A 25,497-nucleotide genomic window follows, 5' to 3' on the forward strand; every position below is an offset into this window, starting at 1 on the left:
CCAGTACATTTGTCGATTGATCCGTAATTTGATTCAACGCAGTAGGCGGTTTTATGACGCGATTTTTAATATTCCTGGCTATTTTCTGCCCCATTTTTTTTCTTTTTGCTTATAATTCTGGCTACGGATACGATGCGTATGAGTACTTAATTATTGCTCGAACGCTCAACGAAGGCTATAATTTGTACGACTTCATTCCGTCGAAATCATACCTGCTGTATTCCTCCACCAGTCTATTGCTGAACCTGTTAGGGGGCTATAATCACCTGAGTGTGTCGGCGTTGATTACACTATTGGCAACCGGCGTGCTGGTGTCGGCCTGGCGTGCTGCGCGCATGTTTGGCGAGCGAACCGCTTTATTTACGGTAATACTAACGGCCGCCTGTTGCTGCTTTATGGAAATGAATTTCCTGGAGCCAGAAAGTTGGGTCGCTATTTTTGGTCTGAATGCCTTTACCATAGCCGTTAAAAATAATGGCAGGCAGAATTGGCGATGGCTCAGTGCAGGTATTTTGCTTGGCTTGGCCATGTGTTTCAAAAGCGTGGCGGCATTTTATCTGGTAGGCTTTGGGGCGTTTATACTCCTGCTGTGTTTAACAGGTCGGATAAACTTCTGGCAAATGGTTGGCCGGGGCATGTTAGTACTGGCTGGTTTTGCTGTGCCATTGCTCCTGTCGATGCTCTATTTTTACGCCACCAATCGGTTAGAGGCTCACCTGGAGTGGACGTATGTTTATCCGTTTGGCGGGTATCCGTCCCATACGCTGTTTCTGACCAAGTTTTTAATTAAGTTAAGCTGGCTTCTTCTGCTTTTGCTGATCTCATTCATCCTCGTTTTTCAACAGCCTTATCGGGAAATCTATCAAAAGACACCGGCCTTGTGGCTGGCTTTGCTGTTAGCGGGTTTTGCCTGTGTTACGATGTTGAAAACGCAGGCAAGTCATTACTTTTTTCAGGCTTCCGTATTTTTTGTCCTACACCTGGGCTTCATGGCCGATCAATGGTTGGCGCACTACGAAGCTCGTCGTCAGCAGGTTTCATACTGGCAAGCCCTCATAGGCGTTGGTGGTATGGGTTTACTTTTATTGGTGAGCTTGTTGCTTTATCGCCCGAATACCGTCAAACGATTGGTAACGATTAGAGACTATCAGGATGAAGAAGCGGCTGGCGCATTTATTCGGGAGAAAGCAGGGCCAAATGGACACGTGCTGATCTTCGATATGGCGATGCCTTTATATTATCTATCGGATCGGGAGCCGAATGTACCGTTTATTTTTACTGAAATGCAGGTAACGCATTATCTGGAATCACATCCCGACACCTACGGGAAGGCCCTGGCCGATACCAGTCTGAAATTTGTCATTTTTGGCAACCGATCGAGTGTGATAGATGATAGTACGGCGCTCAATACTCCGGCTAACGTTCACGCGATCGGGCAATTACGCGCTGGTCTGCAAAAAGACTTTGTGCGCGTTGAAGACCCCCGTTTCCCGCTACCCTACTGGCGAAGAAAGTAAACCCATCGTTTTCGCTTATATTTGCTTTATGCTGCTATCTGTTTTGATTCCTGCTTACAACGAGATTAATAATATTGATACACTCCTCGAAAAAGTTCAGGCTGTTCCATTAGCGAAAGAAATTATTATTGTTGACGATGGCTCTACGGATGGTACGCGTGAACGCTTGAACACGTATCGATCAGTACCGAACATTCAGGTTATCTTTCACGAGCATAATCAGGGGAAAGGGGCTGCTATTCGCACGGCAATTCAGCATATGACGGGTAGTATTGCCATTGTTCAGGATGCCGATCTGGAGTATGAACCAATGGATTATCCGGCATTGATTCAGCCGATTGTTGATGGTAAAGAGAAGGTAATTTATGGGTCCCGATTTCTGAAACCCGAAAACCGACACTCCTATTATAGTTTTTATATTGGAGGTCAGGTTGTTACGTTGCTGACCAATATTCTCTTCAACCAACGACTCACCGACGAACCGACCTGCTATAAGGTATTCGACACCAACTTCCTGCGATCTATTCCGCTCGAATGTACTCGCTTTGAATTTTGTCCCGAAGTGACCGCCAAAGTAGCAAAGCGAGGCATTCGTATTAAAGAGTTACCGATTAGTTATTATCCCCGCTCTATTGCCGAAGGGAAAAAAATCTCGTGGCTGGATGGTATCGAAGCGATTTGGGTACTTCTGAAATACCGAATTGTGAAGTAATTATAGGGTTATGAATAGTCAAGAGTGGTCAGGTATTGTCAAGGATTGTTTATAGACTCCAGACAATGCCTGACCACTCTTGACTATTTATGGCCATCCTTGACTATTCCTCAATCCGCTCCTTCATCATATTTACAAAAGCTCGGGGAATAGGAGCATCGAAACGCATAGCCTCGCCCGTTATCGGGTGTTCAAAGGCTAGTACTTCGGCGTGTAAACCCAGTCGGCCAATCGGATCGGTAGATGCTCCATATTTGGCATCGCCCACAATAGGATGGCCAATGTCCTGCATGTGCACCCGAATCTGATTTTTTCGGCCGGTTTCCAGCTCTAGCTCCAGCAACGAATACCCTTGGTTGGATTTTAAAACCTTGTAGTTCGTGATGGACAGTTGTCCGTTATCGGGATTCTGGCTCGAATAGACGATCAGCGCTTTACTTTCACGCAGGAAGGAGGTAACCGTGCCAGTTGGTGGTTCAGGTACGCCTTCAACCAAAGCTACGTAAGTCCGCTCCTTAGTAGTTGCATTCCATGACTCCTGCATCAGCCTCTGCACTTTCTCGCTTTTGGCAAACATCATAACGCCCGACGTCTCGCGATCGAGCCGGTGGATGATAAATATTTTGTTTTTGGGATTCTCTTTCTTGAGGTAATCACTCAAAATGCCATAGGCAGTACGGTCCCGCTCTTTGTTCGTTGCCATCGAGAGCAGCCCGGCCTGTTTGTTAATGACAATAATACTTGGGTCTTCGTATAGAATGGTCAATCCCCGGTATTGCGTGGTTTGAGGGGCACGATTAGCGGCTACAGTCACAATTTGCCCGGCTCTCAGCGGATGATTAAACTGCGTGAACACTTTACCATCAACGAGAATTTGCTTGTTACTGAGCAACGATTTGATGTTGTTCCGATTCTTATGAGGTAACTGGGCAATTAGAAACGCCATTAGCTGAATCGGCTCTGCGACAGTCAGTTTACTATCAGTACGTTGGCCGCGCTGTCGGCGAGGCTTGTCGGTATTCTCCATACGACAAAGGTACGGTTTCCTGTGCGATCTTATTTGTCATGGCTCCTTATTAAAACAAAACTGCTGATCTGTTAGCCGACAAGGATGAAGGAGCAGACGCCTTTCTAACTATAAATATGTGTCCACTTGCTCTGAATATAGAGTGCCAATTTCCCGAACCTTGGCCTTTCGCTCATAATGTTTTTTGCTTCTTTTTGATTATTAGGCAGTTATAGTTGCTCGTTTATTTGAACATTCTATTACATGTTAAGATGTTCAATTCTGGCATAAAATTGGCTATTGTGTTTAACGATTTCGCAAATAGTTCAAACATAATATTATAGATAAGGGAATAGCTTCTATAACAGATTTTAACTAGAAGGTATTGGTTTACTTGACGTTTGTGTATGGTGCATGTTTATAGCTTATTTATGGCGTTGCCAAGCTGCTTAAAACGAGCTTGGCTATGTATACTGGTCTGCCTACTCGGGCAACTTGTATATATGCCTACGGCTACTGCAACGCACTTTCGGTATGGCAACCTTAGTTGGCGACAATTACCGTCTGATGCAACCGGCCGAACTATTGAGTTTAAGCTCACCATGGGGTTCCGGCTGAGTTATAGTAATTTCTCCCCCACACCAACCGTTGGTTCTACCGTTAGTAATGCCAATGCCAACGGAAGTGCCGCCTTTACCTATGGCGATGGCACGACGACCACAGCGTTCAATTTTACGGTAACTTCGGTTAATACAGCAGACGATTATTTTTATGCTGAAGCTATATTAACAAAGACATACTCAACAACAGGAAACTTTACCGCCTTTATTGAGGCAAGCGCACGGCTTAGTACGTTGCAGAATAATGGCGATGGCCGTTATCGAATCAACTCGTTGGTTAACGTCGGTGCTGCCAATGCCAACCTGCCACCAGCATCAACCTTACCGCCAATTGTCAATCTACCGTTTAATCAGTCTGCGGCTACGTTTACAGTGCCCGCCACTGATCCAGATGGCAACCCGCTTACGTTCAGTCTGGCAACTGCCGCCGATCTGGGCGCAACATCGTATACGTTTACTCAGCCAACCAATTTTTCTATATCATCCAGTGGCGTAGCCACATTCGACACGCGGTCGCCGAAAGCAGTTGGGCAGTTATACAATGCGATCATAAAAATATCCGACGGCAAGTCGTTTGTCATTGTTGACTTCATTATTAAAATCGTTGCTGCCAGTGATCCGCCCGTCTTTGTGTATGGGGGCATTACGCCCGCAAATAATTCGGCAATACAGACGTATGTAGGTTGTCCAATCAATTTTAATGTTCGGGCAACAGACACTGATCCAACCAGTAATACCATTACGCTTCAGGGGGTGGGTTTGCCATCGGGGGCTACATTCTCGCCTGTCACAGGTTCAAATACGGTAACTTCTGCCTTTAGTTTTAATCCTACCACCGAGGGAACGTCGGTTACGTCGTTCTATGCACAGGATAATATTGGTAATCAGGCAATAACGTCGGTTACGTTTCGAGTCCTTCAACCACTCTTAACGGCTAATGCTTCGCTGGTTTGTGTGGGTAGTACGATTAGTCTGACGGCTACGCCTGGTACAAGTGCTTCAGGCGTAACAAATTATACGTTCAGAGGGCCGAATGGTGTGATTGGCTCAACGAGTACTACAAACACCGTGACTATTAGCGGACTGGCAGCGGGCGTATATAATTTTAGTGTTACAACCACTAATTCTCTCAATTCAAACACCGCCTGTACCAGCACAGCTGTTACATCAGTAACCGTCGATGCTCCCCCTACAGTTTCACTGACTAATTCAGGAACACTAACCTGTGCAGTAACCAGTGTTACGTTGACAGCAACTAGCAGCACTGTCCCAACTTCGTATGCGTTTACCGGGCCAGGTCTAAGTCAGACGGGTACGGCAAATACAGCAGTCGTTACGCAGCCGGGAACCTATACGGTTTTAGTAACGACGCCCAGTGGTTGTACGGCAGTAGCCACTACAACCGTGGTCAGCAATACGGCTACACCAGCTACTCCTACGGTTAGTCTGATACAACCTAGTTGTACGCTTGCCACGGGTACCATTACCGTTACAGCACCCACGGGGGCGGGTTTAACGTATAGTATCAACGGTACAACTTACACCAATACAACAGGTGTGTTCACGGGTGTCGCAGCTGGAACCTATGCGGTGACGGTTCGCAATACAAGTAGTGGATGTACATCTCCCGCTACGTCGGTAACGATAACTGCGCAACCTGCAACACCGGCAGCTCCGACGGTTGTAACGACTCAGCCAACATGTACGCTGCCAACCGGTACGATCACTATCACAGCGCCAATAGGGACAGGACTGACGTATAGCATAGATGGTGTAAACTATGTGTCGTCTCTAGTATTTTTAGGCGTTACGCCTGGAACGTATGCCGTGACGGTCCGCAACAGCAGTGGGTGTACGTCTGCGGTTACCAGTGCAAGCGTAAATGGAGCCTTACTAGCCTCACCAGCTCCAACGGTAAGTGTGACTTCACAACCCAACTGTCTGACGGCTACAGGTATCATTACCATCACAGCGCCCACCGGAACGGGATTTTCATACAGCATCGATGGGTCAACCTACACCAACACGACGGGTGTGTTCACGGGCGTCGCTCCGGGTGTATATGCGGTGACTGACCGAAATGGTCTAGGCTGTATTTCTACCGCGACCTCAGTTACCGTGAATGCACAGCCCTCCACGCCCGTGGCTCCCACGGTAAGCGTGACTTCGCAGCCCAACTGTCTGACGGCCACCGGAACGATCACTATTACTGCCCCCACGGGAACGGGACTGACTTACAGTATTGATGGTACGACCTACACGAATACGACCGGAACGTTCACTGGTGTGGCTGCGGGCACGTATGCGGTAACGGTTCGCAACAGCAGCGGTTGTACTTCGGCTGCCACATCGGTAACGGTGAACGCTCAACCACCTACACCTGTGGCCCCAACGGTAAGCGTGACTTCGCAACCCAACTGTCTGACGGCTACAGGAACGATTACGATCACAGCGCCCACAGGGACTGGACTCACATATAGCATTGATGGCACGACCTACACCAACACTACTGGCTCATTTACGGGCGTTGCTGCCGGGACTTACGTGGTGACAGTCCGTAACAGCAGTGGCTGTACATCGGCTGCCACATCGGTAACGGTGACCGCCCAGCCACCCACGCCAACTGCTCCCACCGTGAGCGTGACGGCTCAACCTAACTGTCTAACCGCCACAGGTACCATTACCGTTACGGCACCGACCGGAACAGGGCTCACTTATAGCATTGACGGCACGAGTTACACGAATACGACAGGCGTGTTCACGGGCGTTGTCGCAGGGGCTTATGCGGTAACGGTGCGTAACAATAGCGGCTGTACGTCGGCTGCCACCTCCGTGACGGTGACGGCTCAACCGCCCACGCCCGCAGCTCCGACGGTGAGCGTATCGGCTCAACCCAACTGTTTGACGGCCACGGGAACGATTACCATTACAGCGCCGACTGGCACGGGCTTGACGTACAGCATTGATGGTACCACGTATACGAATACAACGGGGTCATTTGCAGGTGTTGCCGCCGGGACTTACGCGGTAACGGTCCGCAACAACAGTGGTTGTACTTCGGCGGCTACCTCTGTGACGGTGAATGCCCAACCGCCCACGCCCGCAGCACCAACGGTAAGCGTGACTTCGCAACCCAACTGTCTTACCGCTACAGGCACTATTACCATTACTGCACCTACGGGAACAGGACTTACATACAGTATTAATGGCACTACGTACATAAATACGACAGGTGTGTTCACGGGCGTTGCTGCCGGCACCTACGCAGTAACGGTTCGCAACAGCAATGGCTGTACGTCTGCCGCTACCTCCGTGACGGTGAATTCACAGCCTCCTACACCAGTCTTGACATTAAACTCAGTTTCAATCTGTGCGGGTTCATCTACAACCTTATCTGTAGGAGGCTGTACGGGTGGGACTTTACTTTGGTCAACAGGCGACAATACCACGTCTATTGTCGTCGCTCCAGTTGTCACAACAACCTATTCCGCTACTTGTACGAACACGTCGGGTTGTATCGCTTCAGTTTCTGCGACTGTAACGATACGTCCTACTCCCACATTTACAAGCATACCTACTGTTACAGCAGCTACCTGCAATGGGGCTACGGCTACGAACACGGCTCACATTGACTTTACGACGTTGCAGAATACCGAGCGCGCCGATATCTCTTTAGGGACAACTTATTCAGGGGCGGCATACGGAGCGCCAAGTAATAAAGTAGTGACTAGTGGAGCGGTTAGCTTTGGTAGCCTGCCTAATCCAGCTTCCAGCCAGGCATATACTATTCGATTGTTCAGCGGATCGGGGAGTTGTTTTGTCGATGTTGGTGCGCGGCTTGATCCCGTGAATTGTCAGTGCCCATCACCGTCTTGTGTCATCGTTACGATTGCCCCTTAATATGAATTAGCTATTTCGAATTTATGGATAAGTGCCTTTTTTGATTCACATCTTACCGCTTGAATTGATGAAAAAAAATCTACAAATGAATATCCCTCTGCCACTTAGGATGTTGAGACATGTCTGGGTTATTGGCTTACTGCTGATAGTTCAGTTGGTACGGGCAGAAGCTCCTAACAAGGAGTCGGCTCCGAAACTTTTGGGAATTGGTGATTTTGTATTCCTGGATTATAACCGAAATGGTATTCAGGATGCCGGAGAACCGGGTATTGCTAACGTAGTTGTTCGACTCTATCAGAGTGGGATACAGCGTGGGCAGACTACAACCAATAGTAGTGGTCAATATTCGTTCGCAACGGGATTGTTGCCCAATACAGCTTATGAAGTCAGGATTGCTCCGGGCGATTTTCCTTCAGGCCTGAAATTGACCAGTTACCATCAAGGGAGCAACCAGGAAGTGGACAGTGATGCTCAACTAGTTGGTGGAAATGCGGTTGTTTTTCTGACGACGAACAGTACCAACACCGCCGATAACTCGTACGATATTGGTTTCGTGGCTGGAAACCCTGATTTAATTGTGGCTAAAACCACAGATGTATCGCAAACGACATTAGGTAGTAATGCGACCTTCACGATTCAGGTAACGAATAGCGGGAGTGGGGCGGCTACAAACGTACAAGTACGTGATACGTTGGACGCTGGATTGGCGTATGTATCGTCATCGCCAGCAGCCACTACAACGACTTTCGGAGGTACTCGAATTTTAGTTTGGAATCTGGGTACATTAACCGCAGGGGCGACAACGAATCTGACCGTGACGACTACCACCCGTGCCGAAGGGGTTTTATATAACACCGCTTATGCCACAACGACTGATACGGAGAATAGTGTAGCAAATAATGCGGGAAGATCTTGTGTAACCGTCCCAATTAAACTATGCGCCGGTGATGATTACGTCGCTAGTTTGCCTGCCCAATATACGAATGTCCAGTGGTTTAGAAATGGAGGATCGACTCCCGTTGCTACTGGTAATAGCTTTACGATTGTACAGTCGGGGAGCTATACATTTACAACAACGGCAAATGTAAGTTGCCCAGCTAATGGATGTTGCCCAATTATTGTCGAGGACGGGCTGGTTCCAACACTGGCGATTACGCCTGCAAGCCCATCTATTTGTCAGGGACAAAGCACAAACTTGACTGTTTCTGGTTGTACCGGAGGGGCTTTATTATGGAGTGCAAATGCCTCAAACGCCACTACAGCTACTATTCTGGTATCCCCGACATTGACAACCGTTTATTCTGTAACGTGTACACCAAGCGCGTATGGTACCTGTCCTGGCGTAACTTCTACCACCGTGACAGTGAACCCATCGGTGACGGCGACCTTATCGAGCATCACGATCTGTAACGGCACCAGCGGTACGTTAGTGGCGGGTGGCGGCACGAACTACCGCTTCTCAGACGGGGTGACCAGCACGACCAACACCACCGGTACTTTAGTGGTAGCGCCCACCATCAATGGAGCGAACCCTTATTCAGTGACGGTGACCTCAGGCTTCGGCTGTTCAGCAGTGGCTACGGGCACAGTGACGGTGAACCCATCGGTGACGGCGACCTTATCGAGCATTACGATCTGTAACGGCACGAGTGGCACACTAATCGCCGAAGGGGGGACCAACTATCGTTTCTTCGATGGCACTACGGTGACCAATAATACCTTGGGCACCTTAGTGGTAGCGCCGACGGTGAACGGTTCGAACCCGTACTCAGTGACGGTGACCTCTGGTTTCGGTTGTAGTGCCGTAGCAACAGGCACGGTGACGGTGAACCCATCGGTAACGGCCACCTTGTCAAGCATTACGATCTGTAACGGCACCAGCGGCACCTTAGTAGCGGGTGGCGGTACCAACTACCGCTTCTCGGATGGGGTGACCAGCACAACCAATACGACGGGTACTTTAGTGGTAGCGCCCACCATCAATGGAGTAAATCCGTATTCGGTGACGGTGACCTCGGGCTTTGGCTGTTCAGCGGTGGCCACGGGCACAGTGACAGTGAATCCATCCGTGACGGCGACCTTATCAAGCATCACGATCTGTAACGGCACTAGTGGCACCTTAGTGGCTGGTGGCGGCAGTTCGTACCGTTTCTTCGATGGCACTACGGTGACCAATAATACCTCGGGCACCTTAGTGGTGGCACCGACGGTGAACGGGTCTAATCCGTACTCGGTAACGGTGACCTCGGGCTTTGGTTGTTCGGCAGTGGCCACAGGCACAGTAACGGTGAACCCATCGGTAACGGCGACCTTATCGAGCATTACGATCTGTAACGGCACCAGCGGTACGTTAGTGGCGGGTGGCGGCACGAACTACCGCTTCTCCGACGGGGTGACCAGCACAACCAATACGACGGGTACTTTAGTGGTAGCGCCCACCACCAACGGTGCGAATCCCTACTCAGTAACCGTGATTTCGGGGGTAGGCTGTTCAGCGGTGGCCAGTGCGACAGTGACGGTGAACCCATCGGTAACAGCGACCTTATCGAGCATTACGATCTGTAACGGCACGAGTGGCACACTAATCGCCGAAGGAGGGACCAACTATCGTTTCTTCGATGGCACTACGGTGACCAATAATACCTTCGGGCACTTTAGTGGTAGCGCCGACGGTGAACGGTTCGAACCCGTACTCAGTGACGGTGACCTCTGGTTTCGGTTGTAGTGCCGTAGCAACAGGCACGGTGACGGTGAACCCGTCAGTGACGGCCACCTTGTCGAGCATTACGATCTGTAACGGCACCAGCGGCACCTTAGTGGCGGGTGGCGGTACCAACTACCGCTTCTCGGATGGGGTGACCAGCACGACCAACACCACCGGCACCTTAGTGGTAGCGCCCACCATCAATGGAGTGAATCCGTATTCGGTAACAGTGACCTCAGGCTTCGGCTGTTCAGCAGTGGCCACGGGCACGGTGACGGTGAACCCGTCAGTGACGGCGACAATTACGGTTACTAATTCAACGATATGCCAGGGTGAAAGTACGACACTCACCGCAGGCGGAGGAAGTGGCTATCTCTGGTCAACAGGTGCGACGACTGCTACGATTTCTGTAACTGCCAGCGGGACCTATTCAGTGACCGTAAATAGCTCAGTGGGTTGTAGCGCTGTTGCGAGTACAACTGTGACCGTTAATCCTGCACCACAACTCACTATTAACTCGGTTACGTTGTGTGCGGGAGGAACTGCTACCTTAACGGTTAATGGTTGCGCTGGCGGTACACTCAACTGGGCTACGGGCGATAATACGGCGTCTCTAACGATTACACCGTTAATCACCACGACTTATTCGGCCACCTGTACGTTCCCCACAGGCTGTACCGCTGCCATAGCGACAACCGTCGTTGTGAATTCAGCGCCCACGTACAATGTGGCTCCAACAGTAGTAGCAGCTACTTGTACAGGGGCAGCGGCAAATAACAACGCGCACATTGACTTCACAACGTTGCAGAATGCGGAACGGGCTGATATTTCGCTCGGAACCACTTACACCGGCCCAGCTTATGGTGCGCCTAGTAATCAGGTTGTAAGCGGAGGTGTAGTGTCCTTTGCAAATTTGGCAAACCCCGCCACTGCACAATCCTATACGATTCGGTTGTACAGTGCCAATGGTACTTGCTTCACCGATGTAACGGTCGTTCTGAGTCCGGCTGAATGCGAGTGCCCTGCACCGAAATGTGTACCTGTCGTTATTCGAAAAGTCAGGTAAATTGTAAAATTCAATAAACAGAAAACCCCGCCAGATTAGCTAGCGGGGTCTTCTGTTTATTGAACTCAATGTAGATCGGGAGTCTAAGCGTCTCTTAGTTATTTACTTACCCAGCCACTCCTTAAACTCAGTCATGCGGTCGCCACTAACGAAGACCTCCTGGCGAGATTTGGGGTTTAAGTCGAGCTTAAGTTTACCCGCCGAAAACGTATGAATCGTTTGGATAGCGGGGAGGGAAACCAGGAACTGACGACTAATTCGAAAAAACTGACGAGGATTCAGCAACTGGGTCAGTTTGTCCAGGCTGTAATCAACGGGTAATGTCAGGCCGTCTTTGGTCACTAAAAACACTACTTTTTCTTCCAGATAGAAATACGCTACCTCGCTGGTTTCAATGCTCCTGATTTTCGTGCCAACCGTAATCATAAACCGATCTTTGTAATCGGTATGCTTCGATTTGCCAATCAGGTTGAGCAGCGTTTCAATGTCGTGCGAGGAAGACGTATTCTGTCCAAATTGCTTTTTCAGGGCTTTGAACTTTTCGATAGCGGCAACCAACTCATCATAATTGATGGGTTTCAGCAGGTAATCAATACTATTGACCTTAAAGGCCTGAATCATGTATTCGTCATAGGCCGTCGTGAAAATAACCGGCGTAATCAATTGCGTTTGCTCGAAAATGCGGAAGCCCAGGTCATCTTCGAGGTGGATGTCCATAAAAATCAGGTCGACAGGGTCTGTTGATTCGTCAAACCACGCCACCGCTTCGGCTACCGATGGAAGTCGGGCTAGTACGGTAATGCCCGAATCGTATTTATGAAGCAGACTTTCAAGTCGTTTGGCGGTAAGGTTTTCGTCTTCGATGATGACTACGTTCATTTTTGATCAGTTACTGAGCGAATAAACGAATGAATAATTGGTCTTTATGACTTACTTATCAGTAAGTTGGCTCGTTCATTCACTACGTCATTCATGCGCTCATTAAGTAATAGAGGAATCTTAACAACAAAGCTACCATCACTCTCACCCACCCAAACCGATTCCTCAGTAAGCATGGCATAGCGGGTAATAATATTTTGCAGACCTACACCGGTCGATGTTTCCGATTGTGGACGTGGCTGTAGGTTATTTCTGACAACTAAACAGTCGTCTTCAAGCTGAATATGCACTTTCAGCGGCTCTTTGACAGACATTCGGTTGTGTTTCACCGCATTCTCTACCAATAGTTGCAACGTCAGCGGGGCGATACTATACCGCGTTAGATCGGCCTCGGGCACGTTGATAATGACATCAAATTTGTTCTCGAAGCGGATGTTGAGCAAGAAGCGGTAAGCCTGAATAAACTCCAGTTCCGTTTTAAGCAGAACCCGTTCATTGTCTTTCTGTTCAAGAATATACCGATAAGCCCTCGATAACTGGTCGATGAATTTTTCGGACAATTCGGCATCGGCATGCACCAAAGACGATAATATACTGAGACTATTGAACAGAAAGTGCGGATTTACCTGGCTTTTTAGGGCGGCAAACTGAGCCTGAACATTCTCTTTTTCCAGCCGTTCGGCCCGTACCTGAATTTCTTCCAGCCGTCGATTGGCCCGTCGGTTCGCGGCCAGATAGAAGGCCGATAACATCGACATCACGGTCAACCCGTTGTTCACGCGCCGACGTTGTTCACGACCTCTACGCTTATCTTCTTCTGTACGTGGTGGTCCAACAGGGCGTTGAGGACGAGGGTCCAGATCGCGGTAGAAACCAAACTGTTGTTCTAAAACAGTATCCAGGCCCTTCCAGAGCATACCAAAGCCGATATTAAACAAAACTGCCAAGGCGCTGGCAATCAGTAGGGTGGCAACCTGAGCCGGGATTTTAAACTCAATCAGGAAGCCATCGCCGAAACGACTAACAAATCGTTGCTGTAGCCATTCTGTTACCGTAAGCCAGGCATATAGAAACAGAATGATCAGGCAGATTTCGAGTACCCAAAACGGAATATTTCGTGGCGAAAACAACCAATCCACTGTGGCACCATTGACGTACAGCCGAACAGGCCAATAAATAACGAACACGCTCAGGGCGAGCTGCCATTTTTGCGAAGTCGTTAAACGATAGGACATAGCACGTTAGGTTTATAAACAAAACTAGTTACTAGTTGTAAACTGCAAAAAAGAAACCGGCGGAATGCCAGTTTCAGGAGCGCGAGTGACGCGTTTCGGTTTTTGAGCAGAAGACTCTGTTTAACTAATCTAGTTATAGTTCCCTATTGGCTGGTGTTCTGGTAGCAGATTTCGCCAATCAATAAGTAGCTCGTCCGCCTGACAAATCGAAGATGAACCCTGTAGTGAAACTGGCTTCTTCCGATACAATCCAGGCCGCCATAGCCGCTACTTCTTCCACCGTACCCAGGCGTTTCATGGGTATTTTGGCCGTCATATAGGCCAGTTGTTCGGGGTCAGTATCGTTGTTTAAGGCCGTTTTGATAACCGCAGGAGCTAATCCATTGACCGTAATGCCCGTTTCAGCGTATTCTTTCCCAATGCCCTTCACTAAGCCAATAACCCCTGCTTTCATAGACGAGTAGCCCGTCATAAATGGGTTTCCTTCTTTACCCGCAATGGAAGCCAGGTGGAGAATACGCCCGTAGTTTCGGCTTTCCATGACCTTAATGCCATACTTGGTCATCAGAAAAGCTCCTCGCAGATTGGTATGATATACCCGGTCGTAGTCGGCTACTGAATAGTCGGTGATTTTGGTACTGGTTGGCCCCACAATACCCGCCGAATTCACAATAATATCTAAGCGGCCTGACGCTTCGGCGACTACCTGAATTGCCTTTTCAACCGAACTCTCCTGCGAAATGTCGACCACATGACCTGATACGGAAAATCCCTGCTTACTCAACTCGGCAACGGTACGCTTGAGCTGGACATGGTTAATATCGAACAGGGCGATGGTAGCGCCTTCAGAAGCAATGCGGCTGGCTATCGCTTTCCCAATGCCATCGGCACCGCCCGTAATAATGGCTACTTGATCAGCAAATCGAGTTAACATAATTGGTGTGTGGGTTTAACAGCAGACAAATTCATTATACATAGCGTAACCACCCAATTTCAGGGTGATCGGCTTTGTATCGACCATACCATTTGCAGGCCGGATATAACAAGAGAACCAATCCAATCCATACGGCATAAACACCTCCCAACGAGATACCAGCTCCATCAGGTCGGCCAAAGTTTAAAGGCCCGGACGGAATATCGGCCCACGTGTAGCCTTGCAGAAAACTCATGACAAGCATGGAGATGTGCACCAGATACCAATGCAGAATGTAATAAAACATGGGCACTTTTCCGTAGACCGTTAGCCAACGCGTGAAGCCGTTGGTAATCCCATCGGTTGTCGATAAGAAGGTCAGCATCAGGCCAATCGTGACCAGTGTATACAGTAGCGAAGGCGGATACTTGGTTACGTTCATGAAGGACAGAAATGTAAATAAGGCATCTTTCTGCGAAGACCAGGGAGCCGGATCGCCGTAGAGGTTCAGGAAACGGAGTAGTACAAACAGCACTAAAGCGCCCAGACCGATGCGTAGCAGGAGTGGCTTACGCTCTTCGGCAGGCCGCTCCATCAGCGACCCACAGGCAAAGCCAACGAGCATAATGCCTAACCAGGGAATTATGGGATAGCCTACTAATAACGCAAACGATGGACTTATCGAAAAAAAGTCGGTGCGAAAAATTAAGGCCCAGGCCAGGCGGGCCGTTGGGTCGGTAAACGTAGGCACGATCTGGAGAATGTTATGCCCAAATACGATCACGAAGCCAATGATGGCGACCCATTTAACGGGTAATTTCGCAACAAAGGAGAGGATTAGTAAGCCCCCACCGATGGCGTAAATCACCTGTAACATCAGGGAATGAAAATGAATATCGAACCAGAAAGCAAAGTTGATAACTGTTAGTTCGAGCAGGAGTAAAACCAGTCCACGCTTCCGTAAAAACTGCCGGGCCGCGGCATCGTTCCGTTTCCTGAGCGACAGATACGCCGACGTTCCTGACAAAAACACGAAGGTTGGCGCGCATAAATGCGTAACCCATCGAGTCATGAAAATAGCGGGTGTTGTTGTCGTTAAATCGGTCGGATTCTGACTCATTGCGGGCAGGTGCAATAGGTCACGAACATGGTCCAGCGCCATGATTACCATGACCAGACCGCGTGTTACGTCAATGGCAGTTACGCGCTTCATGAAAGGAGGGGGCTATTGTTCTGTTGTTTCATGTTCCAGGTTTAAAGAGCAAGGATGTTTAAACTTTTTAGATTTCATTAAACCTGAATAGGTTTTTTGTCATTTCGACGTCAGGAGAAATCTCAATGCTCCTCATTAGTCAAGCTTGAGATTTCTCCTGACGTCGAAATGACAAAAAACAAGCTAGTATTTTCTAGAAAAGGAAAGCTAAAAAAACAGCTCAGCTTCAGAATTGGAACATGAAACCTGAAACAACAGAATAGTTAACGTTTCTTATAACGGCACTGGGTGTTGTCCGATTTTACGTAATAAGACTTATAATTCAGTGCTTTCGGATCAGTACACCCTTTTAGTTCAAGCACTTCTACCTTCTTGAAATCAATGGCGTGACTTTCGGCCTGTAAGGCAATGTAGCCTTCGCCAAGGGGCGTATTCGCCCGACTGATCCAGTAATTTGCATTGTCGATGTGCGCTACTTTCCAGTCACTGCTTTCACTAACAAAACCGCCACCCACTTCGGGGCGCTCATAGGTTAGTACCGTATCGCCTTCTACAATATGATGAACAATAGAGTCGCCCAGTACAATAGCTTCGGCGGTTACCCATTGATCGCCATCGTAAGTTTTGGAGTCCGAGTCAATGCAATGTTCGGGGTTGAGTTTGCCGTTCATATATACCTGGGTGCCGGGTGTACACAAGTTTCCCGTATGACGCGGCCCTTTGCCTAAGCCGCCCAGCAACTGGATTTCCAGCGACACCGGAAACGTTTGCCCAATGGAACAGCTTGCTGCCGATTGCGAGTGGACCATGACGCCACTGTTGCGTACATTCCAGGTATCGCCACCGGGCGTTTGGTTGCCCAAAAATCGGTACGTAAACCGCACCCGGTAATACGAAAACGGCTTATTGTAGTACATGTGGCCGTATTTGCCATCGAACGTTTTGTACTGATCGTAGGCAATGCGCAGGATGCCGTTCTCGACGCGGAAGGTATTCTTGTAATTATCATTCAGCGGCAATCCCGCAATCTTGATGTCCCAGTTTTTGAGATCTTTCCCATTGAAAAGCTGAACCCATTCCTGACGGTCAGCTGCTTTTTGGGCCAATATTGTTGAGATGGTTATCAGGCAAAGAATTAGCGTTTGGATAAGTTTTTTCATGCTTTAAGTCTTGGGTTTCAGGTTTCATGTTCCAGGTTTCATGTGGCTTCGAAAACCTGGAACATGAAACCTGAAACAGTTATCACTTATTTCATCACTTCAACCGTATTCAATTCCGGTCCTCCGCCGTGATTGGCCGACCCGGCTACGATGTAAATTTTGTCTTTGTAAACAACCGCCTGTGTGCCATGACGCCCTTGTTTCAGGGTTGGTCCTTTGGTCCACTGATTCGTTTTTGGGTCGAGGGCTTCGGCTTCGTTATGCGCCAGAAGTTGTACGGTTTCGCCACCAATAACCCAGACTTTGCCGCCTTGCGTTACAGCTGTGCCACCAGCTCGTTGTGTTGGAATATTGGATGTAGCGGGTAGCGTTGTCCATTTTCCCGTTTTGAAATCGTACACATCAACTTCGGCGATAGTCGTTTCCAGCACTTTATTGATTCGTGCCGTTGAGTTACGACCGCCCGCCAGATAGAGCTTATCGTCTACAACAGCCGCGCTGATGTGATCGCGTGTGCGGGGTGCATCAGGCAAGCGTTTCCAGGTATTTGTTTTGGGGTCATACTCATCCAGCCAGGCTACGTGCCCGTCGTAATGCCCGTCGATGATGCCGCAGGCCATGTAAATCTTGTTCTTGTAGACGACTACGCCCGCCGAACCCCGAAGTCGCTCTTTGGGGATTTCGGGTCCCATGCGCCAGGCACCCTGCTTCGGACTGTAGATATAGATGTTTGGTATAGGTGTTTCGTGGGGGTACTTTCCCTGAAACGCGCCTATCACATAAAGCTCCCCGTTATAATTGATTGCCTGAAAATGATTCATTTCGAGGGGAGGAGTTGGCAGTGTTTGCCAAACCAGCGTTTTGAGATTGAGTGCTTCCAGTGGTTTAATTCCCCGGCCACCCACTGCGTACAGACTGTCGCCGATGAGAGCCGCAGCATTTTCGTGACGAGGGGAGCACGAATTTTGGGTAGTTACAGGTTGCCAGGTCTGGGCCTGAGTTGCAAAACCAGCACTCATCAGGCTTAGAAAAATGAAAGAATAGGCTCGCATGGAATAAAAAGGAGAGATAAATGAGTCTGGTTTGAAAACCGAAAAGTCGTCGGTTCCTACTCTTTCGCAGTTTCTAAAGATAATGGCAATTTTCCAAACGGTTTCAGGCAAAACTCCCCGACTCTCGAAAACGTATCTGTGTCCTTGGTCTGTATGGGACCATAGCCGTCAGCTTAAGATTTTTACTGGCTGTTATCGTGATGTCAGTTTCTTAAAACTGACACATTAGGTTTCTTAAAACCTAACGGATAAACTGTCCACCTAACGAGGTTTTGAGAAACCTTGCTTGTCAGTTTTAAGAAACTGACATCACCATATCATCCAAATCGCTTTAAAGCGTCTTCTGCCAACTGTCGGGTCAATTCCCTTGCTGGTAATTCCTGGCCTAAAGCGGCTGCCTGACCTGACCAAAGCGACATGAAATCGCCCGAACCGGTTGATTCTGTTTTTGCGCGCAGGGGGACAAGGGCTCCTCCGGCCAATGGAAATTCGGGTGCACGATCAGAAATAGGGCCAACTTCACGAACCAGGCGGTTGACAATGCTTCGGGCAGGACGTCCCGTAAATACATTGGTTATGGCCGTTGTATTGTCTTTGGCACTTCGCAGGGCCTCCCGATGAACAGGTGATATCGTTGATTCCGGACAGAACAGATAAGCCGTCCCGATTTGTACTGCTGAGGCTCCCAGAGCAAAGGCTGCTACAATGCCACGTGCATCCGCAATCCCACCCGCAGCAATAACCGGCACCTTTACAGCATCTACTATCTGGGGTACAAGCGCCATTGTGCCTGCTTGCGTTGAGATATCCCGACTAAGAAATATCCCTCGAATGGCCGCCAGCTTCGGAACCCTGCGCAATAATCGCATCGCAGCCTTCCTGTTCGAGCCAGCGCGCTTCATCAACGGATGTTGCTGAGGATATAACTTTAGCGCCCGTGCCCTTTACACGCGCCAGAAGGGTTTTATCGGGAAGTCCAAAGTGAAAGCTCACCACTTCCGGTTTTAATTCGGCAACCAGATCGCATAAGGCGGCATCGAATGGAGCACGATTCGAAATAGGCGTGGGAGCTTGCGGATCGATATTCAGTTCATGATAATAGGGTTCCAGCCGCTTTTTCCAATTGTTCTCCCGATCGACATCGAATTGGGGTGGTTGGTGACAGAAAAAATTAAGGTTAATGGGGCGAGTTGTATGTTGTCGGATATGCGCTACTTCTGCCCGTATCTGTTCCGGCGTAAGCAACGCACAGGGAAGTGATCCGAGTCCACCAGCTTCGGCAACCGCAATCGCCATTTCGGAGGTGGCAGCTCCCGCCATCGGAGCCAGTAAGATGGGCAAGTCAATACCAAGTAAACGTTGGGTGCGATTATCAGGCCAGGTCGTCATGGTTCTATGGGTTTTCGGGTAAAATTCGGGATTTTGCCCAAAAAGAAAGCCAGACGACCGAAGTCACCTGGCTTTTGTCTCGCTTTTGATGGACACTCTACTGCAATTCAACACTACTTTGCCATCTCGAGCGAAATACACTCATATAACGCGTTACTAGTCACTGTTGTTTTGGCTATGTGTAATTTATTTTAGGCAATTCTATCCGTATAGACGAATCGGTTTGACATTGGATGAGCTTGATGTGAAAAATGTGCCGGACTTCGTTAGAGTACTGATCCCCAATTCATTCCCACCTAATTCCTTTTTTGAATGACTAAACTGATCCTCTTTCTGTATGTCTGGATTTTGCCTTTCACGTTGCAAGCTCAGCAGCAGATCGTTCTAAAATTTCAGCAAGCCTTTGGCCCATCAGCTTCTGTAGTGATTCAGCTAAAAAGCGAGAAGGTCATAGTCCTCAGCTTTTTGCAGACGGATGTTTATAACGAAAATCAACCAACCTATTCATGGGGAAGAGACAGCTCGGCAACTGAGCATCCGAAAAAGCCAGTTATCTATTTTCAGGCCTCTATTGCAGACCGACATAAAATCAAGGCGGATCAATTTCGACAACTTTTTACCGCATTTGCAGATGTGTATGCTAATCGGGAAAGGCTGGCTAAGGTGAAAGACGACAGACTTTTTGCGGATGGTATATCTTGTGAGATCATTATTGAACCGTATCAGTTAATGTATTTTGCCCCTGGTTTAACTGGAAATGATCAGCTGGATAAACTGATGGAAGAAGCATTGAAAACCATACATGTTAAGTCGAAAAATCGATCCGTTCTGAGGTATTGCAACCAGGTGCTGAAGAGTTATTTTCCGCAGAAAAAGACAAAGTAGGCCTTTCGCAAAAAGCCAGCTCCTGCTAACTTATGCCTCCAATTGGACCATCACTGCTACATGGATTTTACATCTAGGGTACTTATTGTGCCGGGTTTGGGTAACTCGGGCGAACAACATTGGCAAAGCCTATGGGAGCGACAGTTTCCCAATTTTGAGCGCGTTGGACAGACAGAATGGGACGCTCCAGTTTGTGAGGATTGGATTTCGAAACTTGATCAGGTCGTTATGGTTGGTGATCCATCGACTGTTTTATTGGTTGGTCATAGCCTCGCCTGCTCAACAATTGCGTATTGGGCCAATACCTTTCAGCGACCGATAAAAGGCGCTTTACTTGTTGCTCCCAGCGATACGGAGGCCGATAGCTATCCATCGGGTACTATTGGTTTTTCGCCAGTCCCGCTGTCGAAATTGCCTTTCCCTTCGATTGTTGTCGCCAGTACCGATGATTTCTATGTGAGTCTGGGCCGGGCCACTTTATTTGCTCGGGCGTGGGGAAGTGAATTGGTGAATATTGGATCTGCCGGCCACGTCAATGTAGCTTCAGGATACGGTGATTGGCCCGAGGGATTAGCTTTACTGAAAAAATTAGATTAGCCCAATGTAGCCTGGCCGGGCTGGCGCACCAGCGTCTACGTCCGGGTAAAATTGTGTTCATTCACACCCGGACGTGGACGCTGGTGCGCCAGCCCGGCCAGGCTACATTGTTATACCGACGCCTTTTCCAAAACCTGCTCTACGGTCAATGTTTCCAGCGAAGGGGCAACCAGGTCGGCCTGGGTGAGTACGTCGGACGAGCCAAGGCCCACGACAAACATGCCACCTCGCTTACCCGCTTCGACACCCGCTACTGCATCTTCAAACACAACACATTCGGCTGGACTAACGCCCAATTCAGCGGCTCCTTTGGTAAATACTTCTGGATCGGGCTTGCCTTTACTGATTTTTGTGCCGTCGATGATGGCGTCAAACGCATCGGACATACCAATTCGTTCCAGAATCATGGGCGCGTTTTTACTCACCGACCCAAGTGCTGTAAGCAACCCTGCCTGACGAACCTGCGCGAAGAAAGCGGGTACACCGGGCAGAATATCATCGGAAGTCATGCGGCTGACGAGTTCGAGGTACCACTGGTTTTTCTGGGTAGCCAGTTCGTTCTTTTTATCATCTGATAGGGTTAATCCGCCATGCGCCAGAATCAGATCCAGCGATTCCATGCGGCTAACACCTTTGAGTTGTTCATTAAATTCTTCCGAAATATCGAAGCCGAGTTCATTGGCAAGCCGTTTCCAGGCTTGATAATGATAGATGGCCGTGTCGACAATAACCCCATCGAGGTCGAACAGGAACGCTTTGATAGACATAATGCTTCAGGTTGGCAAACGACAAAAGTAGTCGATTCAGGTACTGCTTGGTGGTTTGAAAAAAAACTTACGCCAAAAATTGCGAAATCAATTCGCTTTGCCACGGTAAGTACTTTTTGATTAATGGAGCAAGATTCCATTTCCCACGATCACCAGCCAGAGCAGCCAAAGGGTGCTACCGATCAAGCTGGCTAAACCCCAGACCGGGAAGTTGGGAATGACAGTTGCAAAATGGTATACTGGTGGTGTCGGTTATAAGTAATCGACACCACCAGCTCAGGCGGGTAGGTAAACCGTAAACGTTGTGCCTTTTCCGGCCTCGCTGTCTGCCTGAATCGCACCTTCGTGTTGTTCAATAACTTTTTTGACAACAGCTAACCCAATACCAGTTCCGCCAAATTGTTTTCGGCTGTGCAATCGCTGGAAAACCTGGAAAATCTGTTCGGCATATTTCTGCTCAAAACCAATCCCATTGTCGGCAATGCTAATGGCCCAATAGGCCTGGTTCGCTTTTAACTCCTGCCTGATTGTATCGGGTAATTTGGCGCTTGTGATCCGCCTGGCCGATACCTGAATGAACGGTGGTATGGGAGCGCCTGCTGAGTCGGTTTTATGGAATTTCAGCGCGTTGGATAGCAAGTTTTGAAATAGCTGCCGCAGTTGAGGCCGGTCGCCGATTAGGTTAGGCAAGGGGTTGTCGGTACCGATTTGAATCTGGGCATTGGTATCCTGAATGGGGTGCCAGAGATCTTCCAGAATATCCTCAATCAGGTTGGTCAGCGAAAAGGAGTGGAACGAATCGCGTTGCGACGATATTTTGGAATAGTCCAGCAAATCCCGGATCAGAACCGACATTCGTTCGGCTGCCGACTGCATACGACCCAGCATTTCACTGCCTTCTGTACCCAGTACGGTTGTGTAGCGTTCGTTCAGCATGGCTCCAAACGCAATTATTTTACGAAGCGGCTCCTGTAAATCATGGCTGGCAATGTAAGCGAATGACTGCAGGCTGTCGTTCGACCGCTTTAATTCGGCATTCGTCGCTTCGATCTGTTGTCGGTACCGTCGATTTTCCGAGATGTCGATATTCGAGATCACCACCCCATCGCCCGATTTGGCGGTCAGCCGAAGTAGCCATTGATCGCCAATGTTAAATTCAGTCAGGTCGGGTTCTCCCGTTTCAACAACATGTACATACTTCGGAAAATCATAGCGTTGCTGGTCGACGGTTGAAACCTCGAAAAAGCTTTTCGTTAGAATGGCTTCGGCCTGATCGCCCCACATACGAATAGAATGCCGATTGGCCAGTACAGCTCGGAAATCAATAATTTTTCCGGTCTGGTCCCGAATGGCTTCATGTCGGGAAATGGCTGTTTGTGTATGATCAAGTACCGTTTTGAGCAGTTCGGCCTGACGTTTCATGTCCAGTTCTACCCGCTTACTGGCAGTAATATTCAAAAAAGTTACCACCACATGCTCGGACTCCGACCGAACCGCCGATAAATCGAACCAGGATTCCGGCACATGCTCATCGGCGTAATATTGGGTGAGTTGCACCGCCTGACCCGTTTCGACCACGCGTTCAAACAAGGCAAGTATCCCTAACTCAATCGCTCTGGGGAATAGTTCGAGCATATGCTTTCCAATCAGTTCGTTGGGAGGCATAGACAAACTCTGTTCCGTCATCGGGTTCGCTGTTTCGATCAGAAAATCAACAATATTCCGCTCCTGATCCCGAATGGCGACCATCGAAATAATGCTGTTCAGCGATGCATCGTACGCAGCCAGAGCTAACTGTATAGTCTCGGGCGATGACAGTCGATCGTCACTTGACTGACCAAATGAGCTTGATGGAGTCATGAGATACGTTGAGAATTAGGTCCAGACCGGTCTGGACCCAATAACTTACGCCAACTTAATCAACAATTAGTTCAATTCTAGCACAACGGCCGTTTTTGCCGGGAGGAATACATTGCTCAAATCGGTGATTACCTGATCATTCAGAATGTTTTTTGCTGATGAGAAGCCTTTCAGGCGTTCTCCAAAACGAGCAGTATTCAACGTAATTTCTTTTTCGTTGGTATTGGTGGCGACCATAACGGTTTTGCGCCCATCGTACCGGAAATAGACATACGTGCCTTCCTGCGGTAGAAATTGCATGAGCTTACCCGTGTGCATTACGGGATTGTCTCGCCGGTAGGTAGCTAACTTCCGCACGAACTGGAAAGCTTCGTTTTCCCGATTGGTACGCCCTGCCGTTTCAAACTTATTCTCTTTATCGCCGGGGAAACCACCGGGGAAATCACGTCGAACTTCGGCATCCGATGGGTCTTTAAAATTCTTCATCAAAATTTCGGTGCCGTAGTACATGGAGGGGATACCGCGTGTGGTCAGCAGCCAGGTAAGGCCAATTTTATACTTTTCGAAATCCTCCCCAATGACCGACAGGTAACGATCGGTGTCGTGGTTGTCCAGAAAAGTCACCAGTTTGGTGGGGTCTTGATAAACAGCATCCTGGGCAAGCGCCTGATAAAAGCGATTCACGCCGTCATCCCAGCTGAATTTCTGTTTCAGGGCATCGTTCATCGAAGCATAGAGTACAAAATCGAGTCCACCGGGCTGGTTCGACTTAAAGGGGAAATCGATTTTGTTGCGCGTATAGTACGCCTGATCCACCACATTATTAACCCACGATTCGCCGAAGATGTGAATTTTTGGGTACTCAGTCATCAGCGCCTGGTTACAGCGATTCATAAAGGGCTGATCGTTGTACATGTAGGTATCAATACGCCAGGCATCGACGCCAAAGTTCTCGACCGACCAGACCGCGTGCTGAATCAGGAAATTAGCGACGAACGGATTGCTCTGATTGAGGTCGGGCAGAAACGGTACGAACCAGCCATCGAGGGTCACTTTACGGTCACTTTCGGCACCGTGGGGATCAGTTATGGGCTGGTACTTGTAAGATGTGTTCGTGTACGTCGGCCACTGATGGAGCCAATCTTTGCTGGGCATATCTTTAATAAACCAATGGTTGATGCCGCAATGGTTGTACACCGCATCCTGCACTACTTTCAGCCCGGCTGCATGGGCCTCCTTCACAAAGGATTTATAAGCTTCGTTACCACCGAAGCGACGATCAACGGCATAGTGATCCGTAAAGCCATAGCCGTGATAGGCTGACCGCATCGCGCCACCTTCATTCGTAAGGGGCTGGTTATTTTCAATCACAGGTGTGAACCAGATGGCTGTAACCCCCAGATCTTTCAGGTAATTGATCCGTTGAGCTGCCCCAGCTAAATCGCCCCCATGCCGATAGAAAGGGTTACTACGGTCGGCGTTGGGGTCGGCCATATCCGCAAACTTGTCGTTGCTTTGATCGCCGTTGGCAAAGCGGTCGGGCATTGCCAGATAAATAAAGTCGGCAGAAGTAACGCCCTGGCCTTTCGGGCTGGTATCGCGAGCCTTTAACTCAAAGGGTTGGGTAAGCGTCTGATTGCCCCGTTTGCCGATCAGTTTCAGAGTGCCGGGTTTTGCGGTAGCGGCAATGACGAGGTCAAGGAACGCGTAGTTGGGGTTTTCGACAGTGTGCGTTTTTACCAGTTTTACGCCCGGATACGTAAGCGAATAGGCCAACGTTCCGGCATTAGGACCGTATACTAACAATTGCAAATTCGGGTTTTTCATCCCTACCCACCAGTTGGTTGGGTTAACCCGCTGGATCAGCGCATTCTGGGCATACGATGCGCTAAAATGAGAGAATAGGGCGATTAGGAGCGTAAAAACAGATCGTTTCATAGGTAGCAGTCGAAGAACTAAAAATAATGCAACAAGAACGTAAAAATAACCCAAGATTTTCGTTGAAAAAGGCCATAGTTTTGT

Annotated in this window: 19 protein-coding genes; 7 read left to right on the forward strand and 12 right to left on the reverse strand. The window is 48.9% G+C overall.

Annotated elements, in window-relative coordinates:
* Positions 1 to 53: 53 nt before the first annotated feature.
* Positions 54 to 1,517, forward strand: a complete 1,464-nt coding sequence (locus tag H3H32_RS05690; RefSeq protein WP_182461688.1) for a glycosyltransferase family 39 protein — start codon at positions 54 to 56, stop codon at positions 1,515 to 1,517.
* Between the two features lie 28 nt (positions 1,518 to 1,545).
* Positions 1,546 to 2,229 carry a glycosyltransferase family 2 protein gene (locus tag H3H32_RS05695; protein WP_182461689.1) on the forward strand — a complete coding sequence of 228 codons (684 nt, stop codon included), beginning with the start codon at positions 1,546 to 1,548 and terminating at the stop codon, positions 2,227 to 2,229.
* A gap of 103 nt (positions 2,230 to 2,332) precedes the next feature.
* Here the strand turns inward: H3H32_RS05695 and H3H32_RS05700 are convergent, their stop codons facing one another.
* Positions 2,333 to 3,256, reverse strand: coding sequence for an RluA family pseudouridine synthase (locus H3H32_RS05700; RefSeq protein WP_182461690.1), 924 nt, complete (start codon positions 3,254 to 3,256; stop codon positions 2,333 to 2,335).
* A gap of 482 nt (positions 3,257 to 3,738) precedes the next feature.
* On the opposite strand from H3H32_RS05700, the gene H3H32_RS05705 reads away from it, so the two are divergent.
* From H3H32_RS05705 to H3H32_RS05715, 3 genes are all read left to right on the forward strand, one after another.
* Positions 3,739 to 7,755, forward strand: coding sequence for a beta strand repeat-containing protein (locus H3H32_RS05705; RefSeq protein WP_182461691.1), 4,017 nt, complete (start codon positions 3,739 to 3,741; stop codon positions 7,753 to 7,755).
* Positions 7,756 to 7,840: 85 nt separating this feature from the next.
* Positions 7,841 to 10,480, forward strand: coding sequence for an SdrD B-like domain-containing protein (locus H3H32_RS05710; protein ID WP_182461692.1), 2,640 nt, complete (start codon positions 7,841 to 7,843; stop codon positions 10,478 to 10,480).
* Positions 10,458 to 11,525 (forward strand): CVP-CTERM putative sorting domain-containing protein, encoded by a 1,068-nt coding sequence (locus H3H32_RS05715; RefSeq protein ID WP_182461693.1) that lies wholly within the window; start codon positions 10,458 to 10,460, stop codon positions 11,523 to 11,525. The genes H3H32_RS05710 and H3H32_RS05715 overlap by 23 nt, the downstream gene beginning before the upstream one ends.
* Before the next feature lie 102 nt (positions 11,526 to 11,627).
* Here the strand turns inward: H3H32_RS05715 and H3H32_RS05720 are convergent, their stop codons facing one another.
* From H3H32_RS05720 to H3H32_RS37780, 8 genes are all read right to left on the reverse strand, one after another.
* Positions 11,628 to 12,404, reverse strand: coding sequence for a LytR/AlgR family response regulator transcription factor (locus H3H32_RS05720; protein ID WP_182461694.1), 777 nt, complete (start codon positions 12,402 to 12,404; stop codon positions 11,628 to 11,630).
* Between the two features lie 44 nt (positions 12,405 to 12,448).
* Positions 12,449 to 13,639: a sensor histidine kinase gene (locus tag H3H32_RS05725; protein WP_182461695.1), complete on the reverse strand. Its 1,191-nt coding sequence runs from the start codon at positions 13,637 to 13,639 to the stop codon at positions 12,449 to 12,451.
* A 178-nt stretch (positions 13,640 to 13,817) separates the two neighbouring features.
* On the reverse strand, positions 13,818 to 14,573 hold the full coding sequence (locus H3H32_RS05730) for an SDR family NAD(P)-dependent oxidoreductase (RefSeq protein WP_182461696.1): 756 nt from the start codon (positions 14,571 to 14,573) through the stop codon (positions 13,818 to 13,820).
* Between the two features lie 34 nt (positions 14,574 to 14,607).
* A complete protein-coding gene (locus tag H3H32_RS05735; RefSeq protein ID WP_182461697.1) occupies positions 14,608 to 15,765 on the reverse strand; it encodes an acetyltransferase domain-containing protein in 1,158 nt (385 codons plus the stop codon).
* 263 nt (positions 15,766 to 16,028) lie between these two features.
* Entirely contained in the window at positions 16,029 to 16,925 is an 897-nt protein-coding gene (locus H3H32_RS05740) for a 3-keto-disaccharide hydrolase (protein ID WP_182461698.1), read from the reverse strand.
* 86 nt (positions 16,926 to 17,011) lie between these two features.
* Positions 17,012 to 17,977: a Kelch repeat-containing protein gene (locus H3H32_RS05745; protein WP_182461699.1), complete on the reverse strand. Its 966-nt coding sequence runs from the start codon at positions 17,975 to 17,977 to the stop codon at positions 17,012 to 17,014.
* Positions 17,978 to 18,294: 317 nt separating this feature from the next.
* Positions 18,295 to 18,879, reverse strand: a complete 585-nt coding sequence (locus tag H3H32_RS37775; RefSeq protein ID WP_445265556.1) for an NAD(P)H-dependent flavin oxidoreductase — start codon at positions 18,877 to 18,879, stop codon at positions 18,295 to 18,297.
* Positions 18,791 to 19,366 (reverse strand): NAD(P)H-dependent flavin oxidoreductase, encoded by a 576-nt coding sequence (locus H3H32_RS37780; RefSeq protein WP_220472605.1) that lies wholly within the window; start codon positions 19,364 to 19,366, stop codon positions 18,791 to 18,793. The genes H3H32_RS37775 and H3H32_RS37780 overlap by 89 nt, the downstream gene beginning before the upstream one ends.
* Before the next feature lie 312 nt (positions 19,367 to 19,678).
* Between H3H32_RS37780 and H3H32_RS05755 the strand changes: the two genes are divergently transcribed.
* Together H3H32_RS05755 and H3H32_RS05760 are read left to right on the forward strand one after the other, a co-directional pair.
* Positions 19,679 to 20,251 (forward strand): hypothetical protein, encoded by a 573-nt coding sequence (locus tag H3H32_RS05755; protein WP_182461700.1) that lies wholly within the window; start codon positions 19,679 to 19,681, stop codon positions 20,249 to 20,251.
* A 60-nt stretch (positions 20,252 to 20,311) separates the two neighbouring features.
* Positions 20,312 to 20,848 (forward strand): RBBP9/YdeN family alpha/beta hydrolase, encoded by a 537-nt coding sequence (locus H3H32_RS05760; RefSeq protein WP_182461701.1) that lies wholly within the window; start codon positions 20,312 to 20,314, stop codon positions 20,846 to 20,848.
* Between the two features lie 110 nt (positions 20,849 to 20,958).
* On the opposite strand, the gene pgmB is transcribed toward H3H32_RS05760, so the two are convergent.
* The 3 genes from pgmB to H3H32_RS05775 form a co-directional block, all read right to left on the reverse strand.
* On the reverse strand, positions 20,959 to 21,615 hold the full coding sequence (gene pgmB / locus H3H32_RS05765; RefSeq protein WP_182461702.1) for a beta-phosphoglucomutase: 657 nt from the start codon (positions 21,613 to 21,615) through the stop codon (positions 20,959 to 20,961).
* Positions 21,616 to 21,891: 276 nt separating this feature from the next.
* On the reverse strand, positions 21,892 to 23,475 hold the full coding sequence (locus tag H3H32_RS05770; protein WP_182461703.1) for a sensor histidine kinase: 1,584 nt from the start codon (positions 23,473 to 23,475) through the stop codon (positions 21,892 to 21,894).
* Between the two features lie 66 nt (positions 23,476 to 23,541).
* Positions 23,542 to 25,413 (reverse strand): glycoside hydrolase family 13 protein, encoded by a 1,872-nt coding sequence (locus H3H32_RS05775; RefSeq protein ID WP_182461704.1) that lies wholly within the window; start codon positions 25,411 to 25,413, stop codon positions 23,542 to 23,544.
* Between the last annotated feature and the right edge of the window lie 84 nt (positions 25,414 to 25,497).

Origin of the sequence: Spirosoma foliorum (assembly GCF_014117325.1) — a bacterium.
In the GTDB taxonomy this organism is placed as follows: Bacteria; Bacteroidota; Bacteroidia; order Cytophagales; family Spirosomataceae; genus Spirosoma; species Spirosoma foliorum.